The sequence below is a fragment of the Labilithrix luteola genome (genome assembly GCF_001263205.1).
Lineage (GTDB): Bacteria > Myxococcota_A > Polyangia > Polyangiales > Polyangiaceae > Labilithrix > Labilithrix luteola.
The window spans coordinates 10,705,863-10,720,559 of record NZ_CP012333.1 but is presented as its reverse complement, the minus strand read 5'-3'; the positions used below and the strand labels follow the sequence as shown (position 1 = coordinate 10,720,559).

Genomic DNA, 14,697 nt, shown 5'->3' with positions numbered 1-14,697 from the left:
CGGATGTCCGCTTAGGCGGCCATTCGACGTACGAGACCGAACGAACGAGCGACGAGGCATCGCGTGCACGCCCGTGCGCGTGCGAAGCCCATCGCATCGCGTCTTCGGTTCCGAGGAGGAATCATGATCCGCCGCTTTTCATGGGCGCGTGCGAAGTCGCGCGCGCTTGCCGGTGCGCTTGTGCTTGCAGGGACGACTTCGCTGACGACTGCGTGTCTGCGTCGTGACGTCGTTTCGATGGAGCCGACGACGAAGACGTCGTTCACCACGCAGGTTCCACAGCCCGCCGTCGACAAGGTCGACCTCATCGTGATGGTCGACAACTCGGCGTCGATGGCCGACAAGCAACGGATCCTCGCCGACGCGCTTCCGGACTTGCTCAACGGTCTCGTGAGACCGAAGTGCGTCGACAAGAAGACGCGCGCCCGGACGGACGTCGACGCCGATCCACTTAAGCCCGAAGGTCAGCAGTGCCCTGCCGGGACCGAGCCTGCGTTCCCTCCGATCACCGACATGCACATCGGTGTGCTTTCTTCGTCGCTCGGAGGCATGGGCACGGAGAACTGCAAGCCCGGGGCTAAGGGTCACCCCGACGATCACGGTCATCTTCTCGCACGCGGAGCGAATGGCCCGGACGTGGCGCAGGCCGGCGACCTTCATTTCCTCGCGTGGTACCCCGACGTCCCCGAGAACCAGGACAAGACGCGCCATCCCGACCCGCCGGTACCCAAGACGACGAGTCTCGACGCGCTGGGCACGGCGTTTCGCGACCTCATCGTCGGCGTAGGGCAGGACGGCTGCGGGCTCGAGGCGCAGCTCGAGAGCGTCTACCACTTCCTCGTGCAGCCCGATCCGTGGACCACCGTCACGGTCGACCCGACGACGCTTAGGGCGTCGTACGGGACCGACATCGATCAAGAGCTCTTGCGCCAGCGCGCGGCCTTTCTGCGACCCGACTCGCTCGTGGCTGTCATCGTGCTGAGCGACGAAGACGATTCGACCGTCGACCCGCTCTCGTTCGGCGCCTCCGGGTGGTACTTCGAGCAAGATCGACCGATGTCACGCGGGACGAGCGCCTGCGCAACGGACGCGGCCTCGCCGGCGTGCCGTTCGTGTCACTGCGAGCCTGCCGACAGCGCAACGTGCGTCCAGGTGCAGAAGGATCCGGAGTGCGCGAAGGGCGAGTACTCCGAAAAGGAAGACCCCCTCAACGTGCGCTTCGCCCGCATGAAGCAAAGGTTCGGTGTCGACCCGCAGTACCCGATTGCGCGTTACGTCGATGCCTTCACGAAGTCCCGCGTGCCGCGCCGTGATGCCGAACACGTGAATGGCTCGTATGCGGTCGGACGGGGGGAGTGCACGAATCCGCTCTTCGCAGCGCGCCTGCCCGTGCCGGGTGAAGATTTTTGCAAGCTCCCGCTCGGGCCGCGTACGAAAGACCTCGTCTACTTTGCCGTCATCGGAGGTGTGCCCAACGGGCTGCTCGGTGGCGACAAGCTCGACTGGACACCGATCCTCGGCCGCGATCCGTTTCAATGGGACGAGACCGGCATCGATCCGCACATGATCCCCTCGACCACCCCGCGTCCCGGTCTGCCGGGGCCTGGGTCGGCGGACGACGCCGATCCCGTGAACGGTCGCGAGTGGACGACCGCGGGAGGAGATTTGCAGTTTGCATGTACCTTCCCCCTTTACGAGCGGACGGCCGACGGGGGGGTGCAGCCAGTCGAACGTGCGTGCGACGGCAAGGAGTCGTGCGATTGCGATGGCACGAAGGACGTGCCTCTCTGTTCGCCGACGAATCGCAAGGTCCAAGTGCGAGGCAAGGCGTATCCCACGCGTCGCGAGCTGATGGTGGCGCGCGAGCTCAAAGACCAGGCGGTCGTCGCTTCGCTCTGTCCGGAGCAGCTCACGGAGCCCAACAAGGAAAACTACGGCTACCGGCCTGCGGCGCGATCCATCGTCAACCGGCTCGAGCGCAGCCTTTTGGGCTCGTGTCTGCCGCGTCCTCTCGTGAACGACGGTGACGGCACTCCGTGTCTGACGCTCGCCGTGCTTCCCAACGAAGGACCCGACACGGACTGCCAGCGCCTCTACGAACTCGGCAATCCTCCCGCCGATCTCCTCGATCGGCTCCGAAAGAATCTCGTCGCCGAAGAAGGCGAAGCCGCGGGCCGTCTCCCGATCTGTCTGATCCCGGAGGTGATTCCTCCGGAGGGCGAGACGTGTCGCGACGAGGCGACGAAGATGGGGTTCTGCTACTCGCATGATCAGGACGGCTTCGGCTGTGCGGACGCCCTCGTCTTCACGAAGCCGACCCGCCGGCTCGGCGGCGCCCGGTTCCTGCTCCAGTGCATACAGGTAGGTGACTCTCGGTAATTCCACCGACGCGGAAAGGGGTATCGCCAACTCGTGCCGGCCGTTGCCAACTCAATTGGCAGCGGCCGACGCCGATTTTCGACCCGGATTGCGAATCGAGCCTAGGTTTTCCCTGCTGGAGCTAACGGTACGAAGCCTGCAACGACGACGCGCAAGCTTTCCCGCCACCCTCCCACCAAGTTGGCAGGTCCTTGACCTGCACGTTGACACCCTGGTGTCGCGTTCGATAGGTAGGAGGGGCATTTCGGGCGATACGCGGGATTCGCGAACGAACGCGAACGGATGAACGCCAAGGAGCACGCGCGATGAAGTGGATTAACCGGGTCGGCAAATGGGTCGCCGTCGGTTCGGCTTTGACGGCGATGGGAGCAGGTGGCGCCGGCTGCCTCACTCGCCCCGTCGGGTCGGATCCGCCGACCACGAAGGTCAACTTCACCTCGACGATCTCGCAGCAGCAAGTCGACAAGGTCGACCTTCTGTTCGCGATCGACAACTCGGCGTCGATGGGTGACAAGCAGGAGATCCTCAAGGACGCTGTTCCGCAGCTCCTGAACGGCCTCCTCAGGCCCTACTGCGTCGACCAGAACAGCGCCCATGTGAAGGACGAAAAGACCGGGAAGGACGCCGTCGCCGATCCGAACAGCAGCAAGGAACTCAAGTTCGGCTGCCCTGCAGGCACGGAGCCGGAGTTCAAGCCGGTGACCGATATGCACATCGGCATCGTCTCGTCGTCGCTCGGCACCATGGGTGGTGACGTGTGTCCCGAAGGTGGGCGCAACAACGACAAGGCCCACCTGCTCAACTACGTGGACGGCGGTGCGGTGCCGGTCACCCCGAACAACTTCCTCGCGTGGTACCCGAGCAACGAGGAGAACGCGGACAAGGTCCGTCACCCCGATCCCGCGGTCGCCGTCCCCGACTTCGGCGCGCTTCAGGAGTCGTTCCAGAAGCTCGTCGTTGGTGTCGCGCAGAACGGTTGCGGTCTCGAAGCGCAGCTCGAGAGCGTCTACCGCTTCCTCATCCAGCCGGATCCGTGGGAGTCCGTCACCGTGGCCGGCGGTAGCGCGGTGCTCAACGGCATCGACACGACGGTCCTGGCGCAGCGCCGCGACTTCCTCCGCCCCGACTCGCTCGTCGCGATCGTCATGCTGACCGACGAGGACGACTCCTCCGCCGACCCGCTCTCGGTCGGCGGTCAGGGCTGGGCGTTCATGAATCAGACGTTCCCTGGTTCGGAACAGGCCCGCACCAACAACGCCGGTTCGACGGCGCCGAAGGGCACCTCGGCGTGCGCCACGGACCCCGGCAGCCCGGACTGCACCTCCTGCGGCTTCGCCAAGACCTGCAAGCCGGGCGATCCGGGGTGTGAGAAGATCAAGAACGATCCCAACTGCGTCGACAACAAGGGCTACTACGCCGCCGGTGCCGACTCGCTCAACGTGCGGTTCCACCGCATGAAGGAGCGTTACGGTATCGATCCGCAGTACCCGCTCCGCCGCTACGTCGACGGCCTCACGAAGCAGCGCGTTCCGGATCGTGTCGCCGAGCACCCGATCGATCCGAGCACCAAGGCGATCTCGAACTACGTCGGCGCCGGCAAGTGCACGAACCCGCTCTTCGCCGCGAAGCTCCCGAAAGACGGCGACGACTACTGCAACCTCGCGCTCGGCACGCGCTCGCCGGACCTCGTCTTCTTCGCGGTCGTCGGTGGTGTTCCGCAGGACCTGCTCCACTTCGATCCCAAGGACTCGGAGAAGAGCCTCATCACGGCCGATGACTGGGTGAAGATCCTCGGAAAGGATCCGGAGCACTTCCATTACGAGGGCATCAACATCCACATGAAGCAGTCGGTCAACCCGCGCGACGGCGTGCCGGGCCCGAGCACCCAGCGCGGCGAGAACGGCGACCTGAAGCAGGACGCCGTCGGTCGCGACTACGTCACGAACGGCGACGACCTCCAGTACGCCTGCACGTTCGACCTCCCCACGCCGCGCAACTGCGCGAATGACCCTTCGGGCTCCTGCGATTGCAAGGACTCCAACGTGAACCCGCCGCTGTGCGGCGCGCAGCTGGGCACGCAGGTCCGCGCGAAGGCCTACCCGACCATCCGCGAGTTCTCGGTCGTGCGTGCGCTCGGTCAGCAGGGCATCATCTCCTCGCTCTGCCCGCTCGACCTCACGAAGGGCAACGAGAGCGAGCCGACCTACGGCTACAACCCGGCCGTCAAGGTCATCGTCGACCGCCTCAAGAACGCGCTCACTACGCAGTGCCTCCCGCAGCAGCTCACGCGTGACGAGACGACGAAGGAAGTTCCCTGCCTCGTCCTCGCCCAGCTCGGTGACGTCTCGGATACGTGCCAGGCGCGCGGCCTCCAGAAGCCCCCGGCGGAGATCGAGAGCAAGTTCCGCGAGCAGCAGCGCGCGGCCAGCGGCAACGTTGCGAACGGCGGCGTCGACCTCTCGGCGTACCCGCTCTGCGTCGTCCCGCAGCTCACCGTCGACAAGGGCGCGTCCTGCAAGGACGCTTCCGACATCGGCTGGTGCTACGTCGAGAACAGTGACACGAACCAGCCCGCGGGTCGCTGCCCGCAGGCGCTCCTCTTCTCCGAGGGCAGCGGCGGTCTCTCCGGTGCGCGCTTCAGCCTCCAGTGCATCCAGCAGTTCCAGCCGGGCCAGGCGGCGGGCGACGTCTCGAAGCAGTGAGTCGCTGAACTCGGTCCTTCCGGGCCGAGGCTGATACGACAAGGACCCGCACGATTCGTCGTGCGGGTTTCTTGTTTTGTCGGTGTGCGAAGCGTCCGAAGCCCGCCTTTGCGTGGGTCTCGACGTTTCCGCCGTTTGGCGCGATCATCGCCCCGGCAATGGCAGGCACGAAGAAGACGATCCTCATCATCGAGGACGAGCCTCACATCGTGATGGGCCTTCGCGACGCGCTCGAGTTCGAGGGCTTTGCCGCGATTTCGGCGGGGAAGGGGAAGGACGGCGTGCAGCTCGCGCGCAGCGAGAACCCCGACGCCGTCATCCTCGACCTCATGCTGCCGGACATCAACGGCTATGCCGTGTGCGAGGAGCTCCGGCGCATCAGTCCGTTCATGCCCATCATCATGCTGACGGCGCGCTCGCAGGAGACGGACAAGATTCGTGGCCTCGACGCCGGAGCGGACGACTACGTCACGAAGCCCTTCAGCGTGAACGAGCTCATCGCGCGCATGCGGGCCATCTTCCGCCGCGCGGCCCGGCCCAGCGCAGCGCCCGAGCTCGTCGAGCTGGGCGACGCCAAGATCAACTTCTCGGCGCACTCGCTCAGGGTCGGGACCACCGAGCACGCGCTTTCGTTCTACGAGGTCGAGCTTCTACGCCTCCTCGTGGAGCGCTCCGGACAGCCCGTGAGTCGCGACGAGATCTTGCAGAAGATCTGGGGCCTCGAGGCAGGGCCCACGAATCGGACCGTCGACAACTTCATCGTGAAGCTTCGGAAGAAGATCGAGAAGCACCCGGACAAGCCGGTGCACATCCTCACGGTCTACGGCTTCGGCTACAAGCTCGCCACGCCCGACTGAACGTCGGCTGCGCACGCCAACAAGGCGCGCGCGAGCGGGCAGGGGACAAAAAGCGACGAGCCGGACACGCGAGCGGGCGGTCCGGCTCGAGTCGCGCGAGGCGAGCGCCCCTAGGCGCTCACTTCACGACCGGCGGGGGCGTCGGCGGGACGTTGTCGTCCTGGATGCAGGACGCCAGGTCCATCAGGAGGAACAGAAGTGCCTTCTCCTGGGGCGAGAGCCCGGGCTTGGGCGACTTGCAGTTGTTCGGGAACGTCCCACCCGACGAGTCCGCGTTGTCGCCGCTCGAGACGTGGATGTCGGTGTAGACGCCGCGACCGCACTGCTGATCGGCCGCGACCCCGAGCGGGGCGTTGAACGAGTAGAACTTCGTGTTGTCGCCCACGGAGAGCCAGCGACGCGACGTGTCGGCTGGAGCACCGCTCGCCGGGACGCTGGCGACGTTGGTGCGCAGGTCCGTGGCGGGCACGAGCCCCGGGGTCTTGGGCGAGCCGCCGGCTTCGACGAGCCAATCCTTGAAGGCAAGGCCCTTGGCGAAGCTCGTGTCGACGGTCATGTCGGCGCTCTTGATGTCGCCGCCGCTGATCCAGCTCGCCGTCGTGCGAAGCGGGTTGTCGCCCGGGTTCTTGAACCACGTGTAGTGGAAGTGCGAGGCGAACACGCGGCCACCGGCGTCGAGATACGCGCGGAGGTTCGGCTTTGCGGCGTTCTTCGTGTCGTTGTTCTCACTGCCCTCGCACGACAGGATGACCATGTCGTACTGCTTCAGCTTCGCGAGGTCGTTCCAGAGCGCCTCGCCGTCCGGCGTGGCCTTGCTGATGCGCGACCCGTCGCTCTGACCGTCCTCGTTGTTCTTGCCCTGGTAGAGGTGGACGCGGCCGGTGCCCGAAGGCTCGGTGATCTCGGCGTCGTCGATGCCGAGCTTGCGGAGGAAGCACTCGAGGGAGTCGGCGCCGCCGGTCGTGATGGCGATCTTCGGGATCTCGCCTTCGGCCTTGTTGCGCGGGAGCCGTGTGAGGCCGCCGTCGATCGGGGCCGTTCCACACTTCGTGACGTTGGCCGCGGGGATGGTGACCTTGCGCCGCCAGCGGCCAATCTGCACGACGAGCGGAACGTCGACGTCGACCGGCACGTTCTCGAGCTTGAACTCGCCCTTCGCGTTCGTGATGGCCGTGGTGACGGGGTTGCCCGACGGCGCGGTCCCGCACTTGTCACACGTCACGCCCTCGGTGAACGGCGTGAGCTCGGCGTTCGGCACGTAGACCACCGCGTTGTAGAGCGGCACCGTTCCGGTGGGGTCGTACACCTTGCCTGTGAGCGTCGTCGTTCCGCCACCGGAGCAGGACGTTTGATTGCACTGCAGGCCGACGCACGGCCCTCCACTCGAACCGCTCGAACCGCCATCGCCGTTGACGAAGCCGCTCGACCCACTGGAGCCGCTCGAGCCACTCGAGCCGTTCCCGCCGAAGGTGCTGTCGTCGGCGTCCGAGCCACACCCTCCCGCGAAGAGCATCGCCCCCAACGCTCCCAGCGCTGCCACGACGAAAGACGTACCGAGTGCCGTTTGAAGACGTGCCATCGCGAGCCTCCTCCGAACTGCCGGAAAGAACAATACCGTCCGAATGGCCGGCTCAGCCTTGGTTTTGCCTGCGGGCCACGATTTAGGTGCGCAAGCGTGTGCTGCGCGCACGTCAATGGCGCTCGCCGTGCCACAGCGCGCGGTGTGCCGCGCGCGGGTGGATCATCGATGCATCAGGACGTCGGAGCGACGAAGACGATCTCGATGCGTGCGTTCCGCTCGCGTCGTCGCACGTCTTTCGGATCGACGAGCGGCGCACGCGCGCCGGCTTGTTCGACCTTCACCTTCGACGATGCGGCGCCGCCTTCGACGAGTGCGCGTGCAACCGCATCGCCTCGCTTCTGATCCACGGCAACGTCGGAGGGCGAGGGGCGTTCGGCGTCGTGCACGACGACTTGAACGCCGAAGGCGGGATGCGCCGCGGCGACGCGACCGAGATCTTTCACCGCGGCTTCGCCCTCTCGCGTGAGCTTGTCGCCTTGGAAGATCGAACGGAGCGTCACCACGACGCCGCGCTCGTCGCGTGACGGTGCGAGATCGGAAGGGACCGCGTTCGGCGTCTTCGGTGCGGCTCCGGACTGCGAGAGCTCGCTCAGGAGAACGTCTGCCTTGTCCGACGAGCCAGCGCTCGAGGCGCGACGCGCCTTGGTGAGGGACGTCAGGCAAGCCGCTCGCGCGCGCGCCGCGGCGTCGATCGGCGCTTTGGCCTTGGCCGAGTCGAGCTCCTTTTCGAGCGACGTCACGGCCGTCTCCGCGTCGCCGAGGCCCGGCGCATCGGGCGACACGAGGCGCGCCGCGCTGCAGAGAAGACGCGCCTGCATGGCGAGCGACTGCGCCGCGACGACGCGTGCGCGCTCGCGTTCCGGATCGGCGGGACCGCTGGCGGGCGGCAGCTGCGCTTCGCGTGCGACGCGCAGCTTCTTGTCGAGATCGTCCGCGTCGCGATCCATGGCGCGCCGTTGCGTGGCAAACGCCTGCATGCGCTCGGACGCTTGTGCAAGTGCCTCGTTCGCCGCTGCCTCGTCCTGTGTGGCGCGCGCGAGTCGCGCGAGGACGACGGCGTGCTGGTAGGCCGCGATGGCGCGATCGGCATGAAGATCGGCGCCCGTCGCGTCGCCGCTCGACGAGGCCTCTTTCGCCAGCCGGAGCTCCTGCTCCGCGATGGCAAACGCCTGCGGGGCGAGCGACGGAGCGTCACCGCCTTGGAGGCTGGAGCGGAACTTCTCGGCGTCGTTCACGCGCGCCGTGCTTGCCGCGTTCGACCCTCCGCATCCGAGCGCGAATGCCGACACGAGCAGGACCGGCAGGAGGCGAGACTTCATCGTGCACCTCCGTCCTTCGCGGGCGCGGCCTTGGGCGGTGCCTTTGGTTTCGCGGCCCCCCCGTCGGAGGCCTGGTTGGCCGATGTGCTGGTCTTGGCCGGCTGCTCTTTCGACTCACGCTCGAGCTGCTCGAGCTGGGCTCGGAGGCGACCGCTCTGCGCGATGCTCTCCTCGAGGAGGGCCCGTTCGCGATCCGCCTGCGCACCCGCATCGGTGGCGGCCAGGCGTGCGGCCGCCGCCTTCTCTTCGGCCTCGGCTGCCTTCACGACGTCCCGCGCCGCTTCGGCCCACGTGCGCGCGAGGCCGTCGGCCAGGCGTGCATGAGGCTCGTCACCCGAGGACCGAAGCTTCGCGCCGCGGTCGAGGGCCTGACGGGATCGGCTCACCATCTCGTCGGCGAGCGACTTGCGTGGAGACGATGCGACCTCGCGAAGGACGGTCTCCGTGGTCGCGCGATCGTCTTGATCGGCGGCGCTGGCGAACCCGATCCCGACGCCGGCCCCGAGCGCCGACACCAGCAAGCAGATCGCGAGAATTCGGCGTCGATGACGGCGGCGATTCATGTCAGCCCGAACTACAGCCGCGGGCCACCGTTCGCAACCATACTGACGGAAAGCATCGTAAGTGTGAGCAATTGTGAAGCCGGTCGACGGCACCAAAGCGTCTCTGTGGCGAAAGCTGCTCGCCTGTGGGTATGGGCCGTGACAAAGCCCGACCAATGAACGTTCGCAGCCTCGGCACCGCCTCCCTCCTTTTCGTGGCCTCCGTAGCTACGTTCTCCGTGGCGTGTTCTTCCTCGTCGAAACGAGGAACGTTTACCGAGCAGGACCCGACCGAGACGGGCGATGCGGGGGCGGGCTCGTTCATCACCGGCGACGGCGGCATGGGGGGAACGTGCGGGGCAAACCCCGCCGAGGACAAGGACTACGACGGCGACGGCTACACCGGGAAGAACGACTGCAACGAGTGTGACCCCAACGTGAACGCGGGAGCGTTCGACGTCCCGGGCAACGGCATCGACGAAGATTGCAACGGCACTCCTGACGACGAGCTCACGGCCTGTGACGATGGGCTCGACATCGCCGGCACCGCCATGGAGGGGGCGAAGGCGATCGGTCTTTGCAAAGAGGCCACCGACGATCAGATGTGGGGCGTCATCAAGGCCGAATGGGTCCTTCCCGATGGGAAGACGCAGAAGCAGCCGCTCAGCCAGGGCATCCTGTCGCAGTTCGGGGTCAACGCGGCCCAAGCGGGCGGCAGCATGCTCGCCATTTCCTCGGGCAGCGCCCGCGCGCCGGGCGATCCCGGCTACCACGAGCCGGGCGACAAGACCGGCTTCGGCGGCTGGGACAAGGGCTACACGTGCGGGACGCCGGATGGCTACCCCAAGGAGTCTGCCTCGTGCTCGGGCAGTGGCGGGGGGTCCTTCGACAAGGCGCATGACGGCGCCGCGCTGCGCGTGAAGATCCGCGTGCCGTCGAATGCGAAGTCGTTCAAATTTCAGCAGAACTTCTTCACGTTCGAGTTCCCGGACTTCATCTGCAGCACCTTCAACGACTTCTTCGTCACGATGATGGATCCGGCGCCGTCGGGCCTGCCGGACGGCAACATCGCGTTCGACCAGGACACGAACCCGATCAGCGTCAACAACAGCCTTTTGCAGGTGTGCTCGGCGCAGGAGGCTGGAGGCAAGGACTTCAGCTGCCCGCTCGGCGATAGCTCGCTCAGCGGCACCGGCTTCGAAGGCCACGCCGCGACGGGCTGGCTGACCACGACGACCCCGGTCGACGACGTCCGCGGCAAGGAAATCACGCTGACGTGGGCCGTCTGGGACCAGGGCGACGGCCGGCTCGACTCGACCGCCCTCATCGATGACTTCACGTGGTCGGTCGACGCCGCCGATGGTTCGAAGACCGTCGCGACGCCGAAGTAGGGTCTCCCTGCGGGATCCGCGCCCGGGGTCGCCTTGACCGGCCCCGGTCCGCCGGATACTCCATATGTCGGATGATCGGGGCAGCACGTGACCCCAAGTCCGGCGCGGAGGGGGTGATCGATGGGACGCCCACGACCGCGTTCGGCAAATACCAGCTCTTCGCGAGCCTCGGCCGCGGCGGGATGGCAGACGTGTTCCTCGCGGTCGCTCGCGGGCAGATGGGATTCCATCGGCTGGCGGTCATCAAGCGACTCCGTCAGGCGCTTGCCGAAGAGGCGGCGTTCCGAAACATGTTCCTCGATGAGGCGCGTCTCGCAGCGCGCCTCAACCATCCGAACATCGTCCACACGTACGAAGTCGGGGAACACAACGGGATCTACTTCATCGCGATGGAGTACCTGGAGGGCCAGTCCCTCAACAAGGTGCTGAAGGAAGCCCTCCGTCGCAAAGACGCGCTCGAGCCCGAAATCTGCGTGCGCATCATCGCCGACGCCCTCGCGGGGCTCGGTCATGCGCACGAGCTCCGTGACTACGACGGGCGACCACTCTCGATCATCCATCGCGACGTCAGCCCTCACAACATCTTCGTCACGTACGACGGGCACACGAAGCTCGTCGACTTCGGCATCGCGAAGGCGGCCCTCAGCTCGACGGAGACCGAGGTCGGCGTCCTCAAAGGCAAGGTCGCGTACATGTCGCCCGAGCAGGCGATGGGCAGTCGCATCGACGCGCGCTCGGACCTCTTCGCGATGGGAATCGTGCTGTGGGAGCTCATTGCGCGGCATCGCCTCATGACCGGCGAGAGCGCTGCGAACACGCTCCACAAGCTGATGAACGAGCCCATCCCGCGCCTCGCGAGCGTGGTGCCGGGGATCGATCCCGTGCTTGATTCCATCTGCGCCCGCGCGCTCGAAAAAGAACCTGCGCTCCGCTGGCAGTCCGCCTCGGAGATGCGCCAGGCCCTCGAGGCGTGGCTTGCAACACGCCCGCGGCCCTCCCGCCAGGACGACGTCGGCCACACGATGCAGGGCCTCTTCGGAACGGTTCGCGACGAGGTCCGACGTCAGATCGAGAGGCACATGGCGGGCATCTCGACGACGTCGGGGAACACCGAAGTTCAAGGGCTCACCGCGGAGTCCTTGCGGCGGATGCAACAGAGCGCGGACGTGAGCGGTCAGCTCTTGCGGCTGAACGGGAGCGGGTCGGGAAGTGGGGTCGTTCCGAGCTACGGGCACGGAACCCTTCCTCCGTCGTCGCAGTACCCGGGCATGCCGTTTCCTTCGCAGTACCCGCCGCCGGCGCCGAAGAGCAGCGCCCTCGCGATCGTGCTCGCGGTCGGCTTCTTCGTCCTCGCAGCCATGCTGATCGTGGTGTTCGGCCTTCGCGACCACCGTCGCTTCGACGAAGCGAGGGCGGCCGAGCAGGCGCCAACCCCGGTGGCCGTGTCCGAAAACACCTCGGCAACCACCGCGCCGGCGCCGACGCCAACGCCCGTCGCGACCGTCGTGAGTGCATCGCCATCCACCTCGCCGGCGTCGAGGGCGGCAGCGGTTCATGGGGGCGCAGCCCCGAAGAACCCGCCCGCCAAGCCGAGCGCGACGGCGTCGGCTCCCACCGAGGACCCCGGGTTCTTGACGATCAACGTCTACCCGTGGGCCAAGATCTCCGAGGGCGGCAAGCCGCTTTGCACCACGCCCTGCAACAAGGTCCCGCTCCCGCCAGGTTCGCACACGCTGCAAGTCGAGAACCCGGACGAGGGCCTGAAGCAGACCACCACCGTCGTCATCAAGAGCGGCGAGACCAAGACCCACTCCCTCGCGCTGAAGTGACGTTCGAAGCGCGCCCAATGTGAGCGCGCCAGTGGCGCAGTCACGCAGAACCGCGTCATAATGACGAGCTGGTCGGCTCGTCGATGCCCATGCGTGTTCCCGTTCCCGCTCGTCCCTCCCGGTTTTACGCCCGGCTTCGTGCCCCGGCTCGCGCCGTCGCGTGCGTTTCGATGCTCGCCGGTGTAGCTCTCGCCGCTGCGGCCGTTACGGTGGGGCAGGGATGTTCGGACTCGGCTCCTGCGCCGAGTGCGCCGAAGCCGATCGTCATCGGCGTGTCGCTCGGTTTGACGGGCGGCCTCGACGCGTTCTCTGCGCCCTTGCGCGATGCGGTGCGCGTTGCCGAGGGCCAAATCAATGCAGCCGGCGGCGTTCTCGGGCGTCCGGTCGTTTTCGACGTCCAAGACGACACCAGTGACGAGTCGCAGGGCATCGTCGATCGCGTGGCGCACGACTTCGTGAAGAAGGGCGCTGTGGCCGTCATCGGCCCGATCGGCAGCCAGCAAGTCGTCAAGACGCAGCAGATCTATCGCGACGCCCACATCGTCCAGATCTGCCCGTCGGCCACCTCGACCGAGCTCACCGGCATCCAGCCGACCGACGATCGTTGGCTCTTCCGCACGACGCCGGCCGACGATTTCCAGGGCGCGGCCGTGCTGCTCTTTGCCAAGCGAACACCGCGCGGGCTCGGAAGCGACGGCGGCACGACCACGCCCGGTCCAGTCGACACGGATGCAGGTGATGGAGGTGGCACGCCTGCGCCGTCACCGCCTGCACATTGTTCGAAGCTCGCGATCGTCAACGTCGACAATGCCTATGGCAACTCGATGGCCGACGTCATCGAGCAGAACTTTCCGAAGCAGGGGGGCCAGCCCCTCCTCACGCGCAAGCGCGTGTCCGTCCTACTCGCACCGGGCTATCAGGACGTCGCATCGTCGATTCACGACCTCGCGCCAGACTGCCTGGCGCTCATTGCCTACGACGATGTCGCTTCGCAGTTCGTGCGCGACTTCAAGGCGGACCCTCGTTACGCGGCGCTCGCCGCGAAGGGGTTCTTCTTCATCGGCACCGATGGCATCTACACCGACGGCTTCCTCAAGCGCAGTCGCGAGAACGCCTCGGACCCCACGTCGCCGAACGTTGCCGAAGGCGTCTACGGAACGAACCCGGATACGCAGCCCGGCACCCCCGAGTACAACCAGTTCAAGACAATCTACTCGTCGTACTTCCCGATCCCCGATGGCAAGGAAGCGCCGGCGTTCGCCGCGAACACCTACGACGCAGCCATTCTCATCGCGCTCGCGATTCAGCAAGCAGGCACCGTGGACGACCGCGTTGCGATCCGCAATGCGCTCTTGGCCGTCGCCAATCCTCCCGGCAAGTCGTTCGGCCCATCCCAGCTCGGTGACGCGCTCCAAGCGATCCAGCAGAAGCAGGAGATCGACTACAAAGGCGCGTCCGGGGCCATCGATCTCGAACCGAACGGCAACGTCAAAGCCGGATTCATCGTGTGGGAGGCGCATCGCGCGCCCGACAAGACCGTCGACTATCGAACCGTTGGTCGCTTCTCTCTCGAAGAGCTCGTGGAGCAGCTCAAATGATTCGCTCGTCGCTCGTGGCGCTCGCGGCACTGCTGATTGCCGCGTGCAGCGCAGGTGAATCGGACCCTTCGACGGGCACGTACACCGTGCAATTTCCTTCGACGTCGGCGGCGATCGCGACGGACTCCGTGCAGCTCTTCGTCTTCGACGTCGGCGCGGGCGATCCGAACGCGCGCACCACGATTTGTCAGAACCTGCTGCAGTCGCGAAAGCGTCACGATCCGATGTCCGCGATCGTCGAGAATCCACCCGTGACGACGTGCGAGCTGCTGCAGGGCGCAAAGCCGATCTCCGTGCCCTACGGCGAACATGCCGTGCTCGCCATCGGTGCGCGTCGCGGCGCGGACTTCTTGATGGGGTGTACCGTTCAGACGTTCGGCGACGGCAATGCCCCCATCGCCATCCCTCTCGCGCTGGCGGACATCACCGTGGCCGTGCCCGCGACGGCGTGCAACTCGGTGTCGGACTTCTGCGCGAAGACGTGTCCGTCGAACTGAC

General features: G+C 66.5%; 10 protein-coding genes. 7 read left to right on the top strand and 3 right to left on the bottom strand.

Annotation, left to right across the window (positions count from 1 at the left end; translation table 11 throughout):
- Positions 1-123: 123 nt before the first annotated feature.
- The 3 genes from AKJ09_RS46240 to AKJ09_RS46230 all read left to right on the top strand — a co-directional run bounded on the left by AKJ09_RS46240 (position 124) and on the right by AKJ09_RS46230 (position 5,938).
- Positions 124-2,379 carry a hypothetical protein gene (locus tag AKJ09_RS46240; RefSeq protein ID WP_146654251.1) on the top strand — a complete coding sequence of 752 codons (2,256 nt, stop codon included), beginning with the start codon at positions 124-126 and terminating at the stop codon, positions 2,377-2,379.
- Between the two features lie 305 nt (positions 2,380-2,684).
- Positions 2,685-5,081 (top strand): hypothetical protein, encoded by a 2,397-nt coding sequence (locus tag AKJ09_RS46235; protein WP_146654250.1) that lies wholly within the window; start codon positions 2,685-2,687, stop codon positions 5,079-5,081.
- 158 nt (positions 5,082-5,239) lie between these two features.
- Positions 5,240-5,938, top strand: a complete 699-nt coding sequence (locus AKJ09_RS46230) for a response regulator transcription factor (protein WP_146654249.1) — start codon at positions 5,240-5,242, stop codon at positions 5,936-5,938.
- 118 nt (positions 5,939-6,056) lie between these two features.
- Here AKJ09_RS46230 and AKJ09_RS46225 read toward each other — a convergent pair whose 3' ends face one another.
- From AKJ09_RS46225 to AKJ09_RS46215, 3 genes are all read right to left on the bottom strand, one after another.
- Complete coding sequence (locus tag AKJ09_RS46225) at positions 6,057-7,517, bottom strand: carboxypeptidase regulatory-like domain-containing protein (RefSeq protein ID WP_146654248.1); 1,461 nt, start codon at positions 7,515-7,517, stop codon at positions 6,057-6,059.
- 173 nt (positions 7,518-7,690) lie between these two features.
- Positions 7,691-8,839 (bottom strand): OmpA family protein, encoded by a 1,149-nt coding sequence (locus AKJ09_RS46220; RefSeq protein ID WP_146654247.1) that lies wholly within the window; start codon positions 8,837-8,839, stop codon positions 7,691-7,693.
- Positions 8,836-9,402 carry a hypothetical protein gene (locus tag AKJ09_RS46215; RefSeq protein ID WP_146654246.1) on the bottom strand — a complete coding sequence of 189 codons (567 nt, stop codon included), beginning with the start codon at positions 9,400-9,402 and terminating at the stop codon, positions 8,836-8,838. The genes AKJ09_RS46220 and AKJ09_RS46215 overlap by 4 nt, the downstream gene beginning before the upstream one ends.
- A 155-nt stretch (positions 9,403-9,557) precedes the next feature.
- On the opposite strand from AKJ09_RS46215, the gene AKJ09_RS46210 reads away from it, so the two are divergent.
- The 4 genes from AKJ09_RS46210 (at position 9,558) to AKJ09_RS46195 (ending at position 14,696) form a co-directional block, all read left to right on the top strand.
- Entirely contained in the window at positions 9,558-10,772 is a 1,215-nt protein-coding gene (locus AKJ09_RS46210; protein WP_146654245.1) for a putative metal-binding motif-containing protein, read from the top strand.
- 71 nt (positions 10,773-10,843) lie between these two features.
- A complete protein-coding gene (locus AKJ09_RS46205) occupies positions 10,844-12,601 on the top strand; it encodes a serine/threonine-protein kinase (RefSeq protein WP_146654244.1) in 1,758 nt (585 codons plus the stop codon).
- A gap of 170 nt (positions 12,602-12,771) precedes the next feature.
- Positions 12,772-14,199 (top strand): ABC transporter substrate-binding protein, encoded by a 1,428-nt coding sequence (locus AKJ09_RS46200; RefSeq protein ID WP_169928464.1) that lies wholly within the window; start codon positions 12,772-12,774, stop codon positions 14,197-14,199.
- Complete coding sequence (locus tag AKJ09_RS46195) at positions 14,196-14,696, top strand: hypothetical protein (RefSeq protein ID WP_146654242.1); 501 nt, start codon at positions 14,196-14,198, stop codon at positions 14,694-14,696. The genes AKJ09_RS46200 and AKJ09_RS46195 overlap by 4 nt, the downstream gene beginning before the upstream one ends.
- Position 14,697 lies beyond the last annotated feature (1 nt).

Coding starts and splice junctions, on each gene's coding strand:
- AKJ09_RS46225 (WP_146654248.1), bottom strand. CDS start 7,517: ATGGCACGTCTTCAAACGGCACTCGGTACGTCTTTCGTCGTGGCAGCG.
- AKJ09_RS46195 (WP_146654242.1), top strand. CDS start 14,196: ATGATTCGCTCGTCGCTCGTGGCGCTCGCGGCACTGCTGATTGCCGCG.
- AKJ09_RS46230 (WP_146654249.1), top strand. CDS start 5,240: ATGGCAGGCACGAAGAAGACGATCCTCATCATCGAGGACGAGCCTCAC.
- AKJ09_RS46240 (WP_146654251.1), top strand. CDS start 124: ATGATCCGCCGCTTTTCATGGGCGCGTGCGAAGTCGCGCGCGCTTGCC.
- AKJ09_RS46210 (WP_146654245.1), top strand. CDS start 9,558: ATGAACGTTCGCAGCCTCGGCACCGCCTCCCTCCTTTTCGTGGCCTCC.
- AKJ09_RS46215 (WP_146654246.1), bottom strand. CDS start 9,402: ATGAATCGCCGCCGTCATCGACGCCGAATTCTCGCGATCTGCTTGCTG.
- AKJ09_RS46205 (WP_146654244.1), top strand. CDS start 10,844: ATGATCGGGGCAGCACGTGACCCCAAGTCCGGCGCGGAGGGGGTGATC.
- AKJ09_RS46220 (WP_146654247.1), bottom strand. CDS start 8,839: ATGAAGTCTCGCCTCCTGCCGGTCCTGCTCGTGTCGGCATTCGCGCTC.
- AKJ09_RS46235 (WP_146654250.1), top strand. CDS start 2,685: ATGAAGTGGATTAACCGGGTCGGCAAATGGGTCGCCGTCGGTTCGGCT.
- AKJ09_RS46200 (WP_169928464.1), top strand. CDS start 12,772: ATGCTCGCCGGTGTAGCTCTCGCCGCTGCGGCCGTTACGGTGGGGCAG.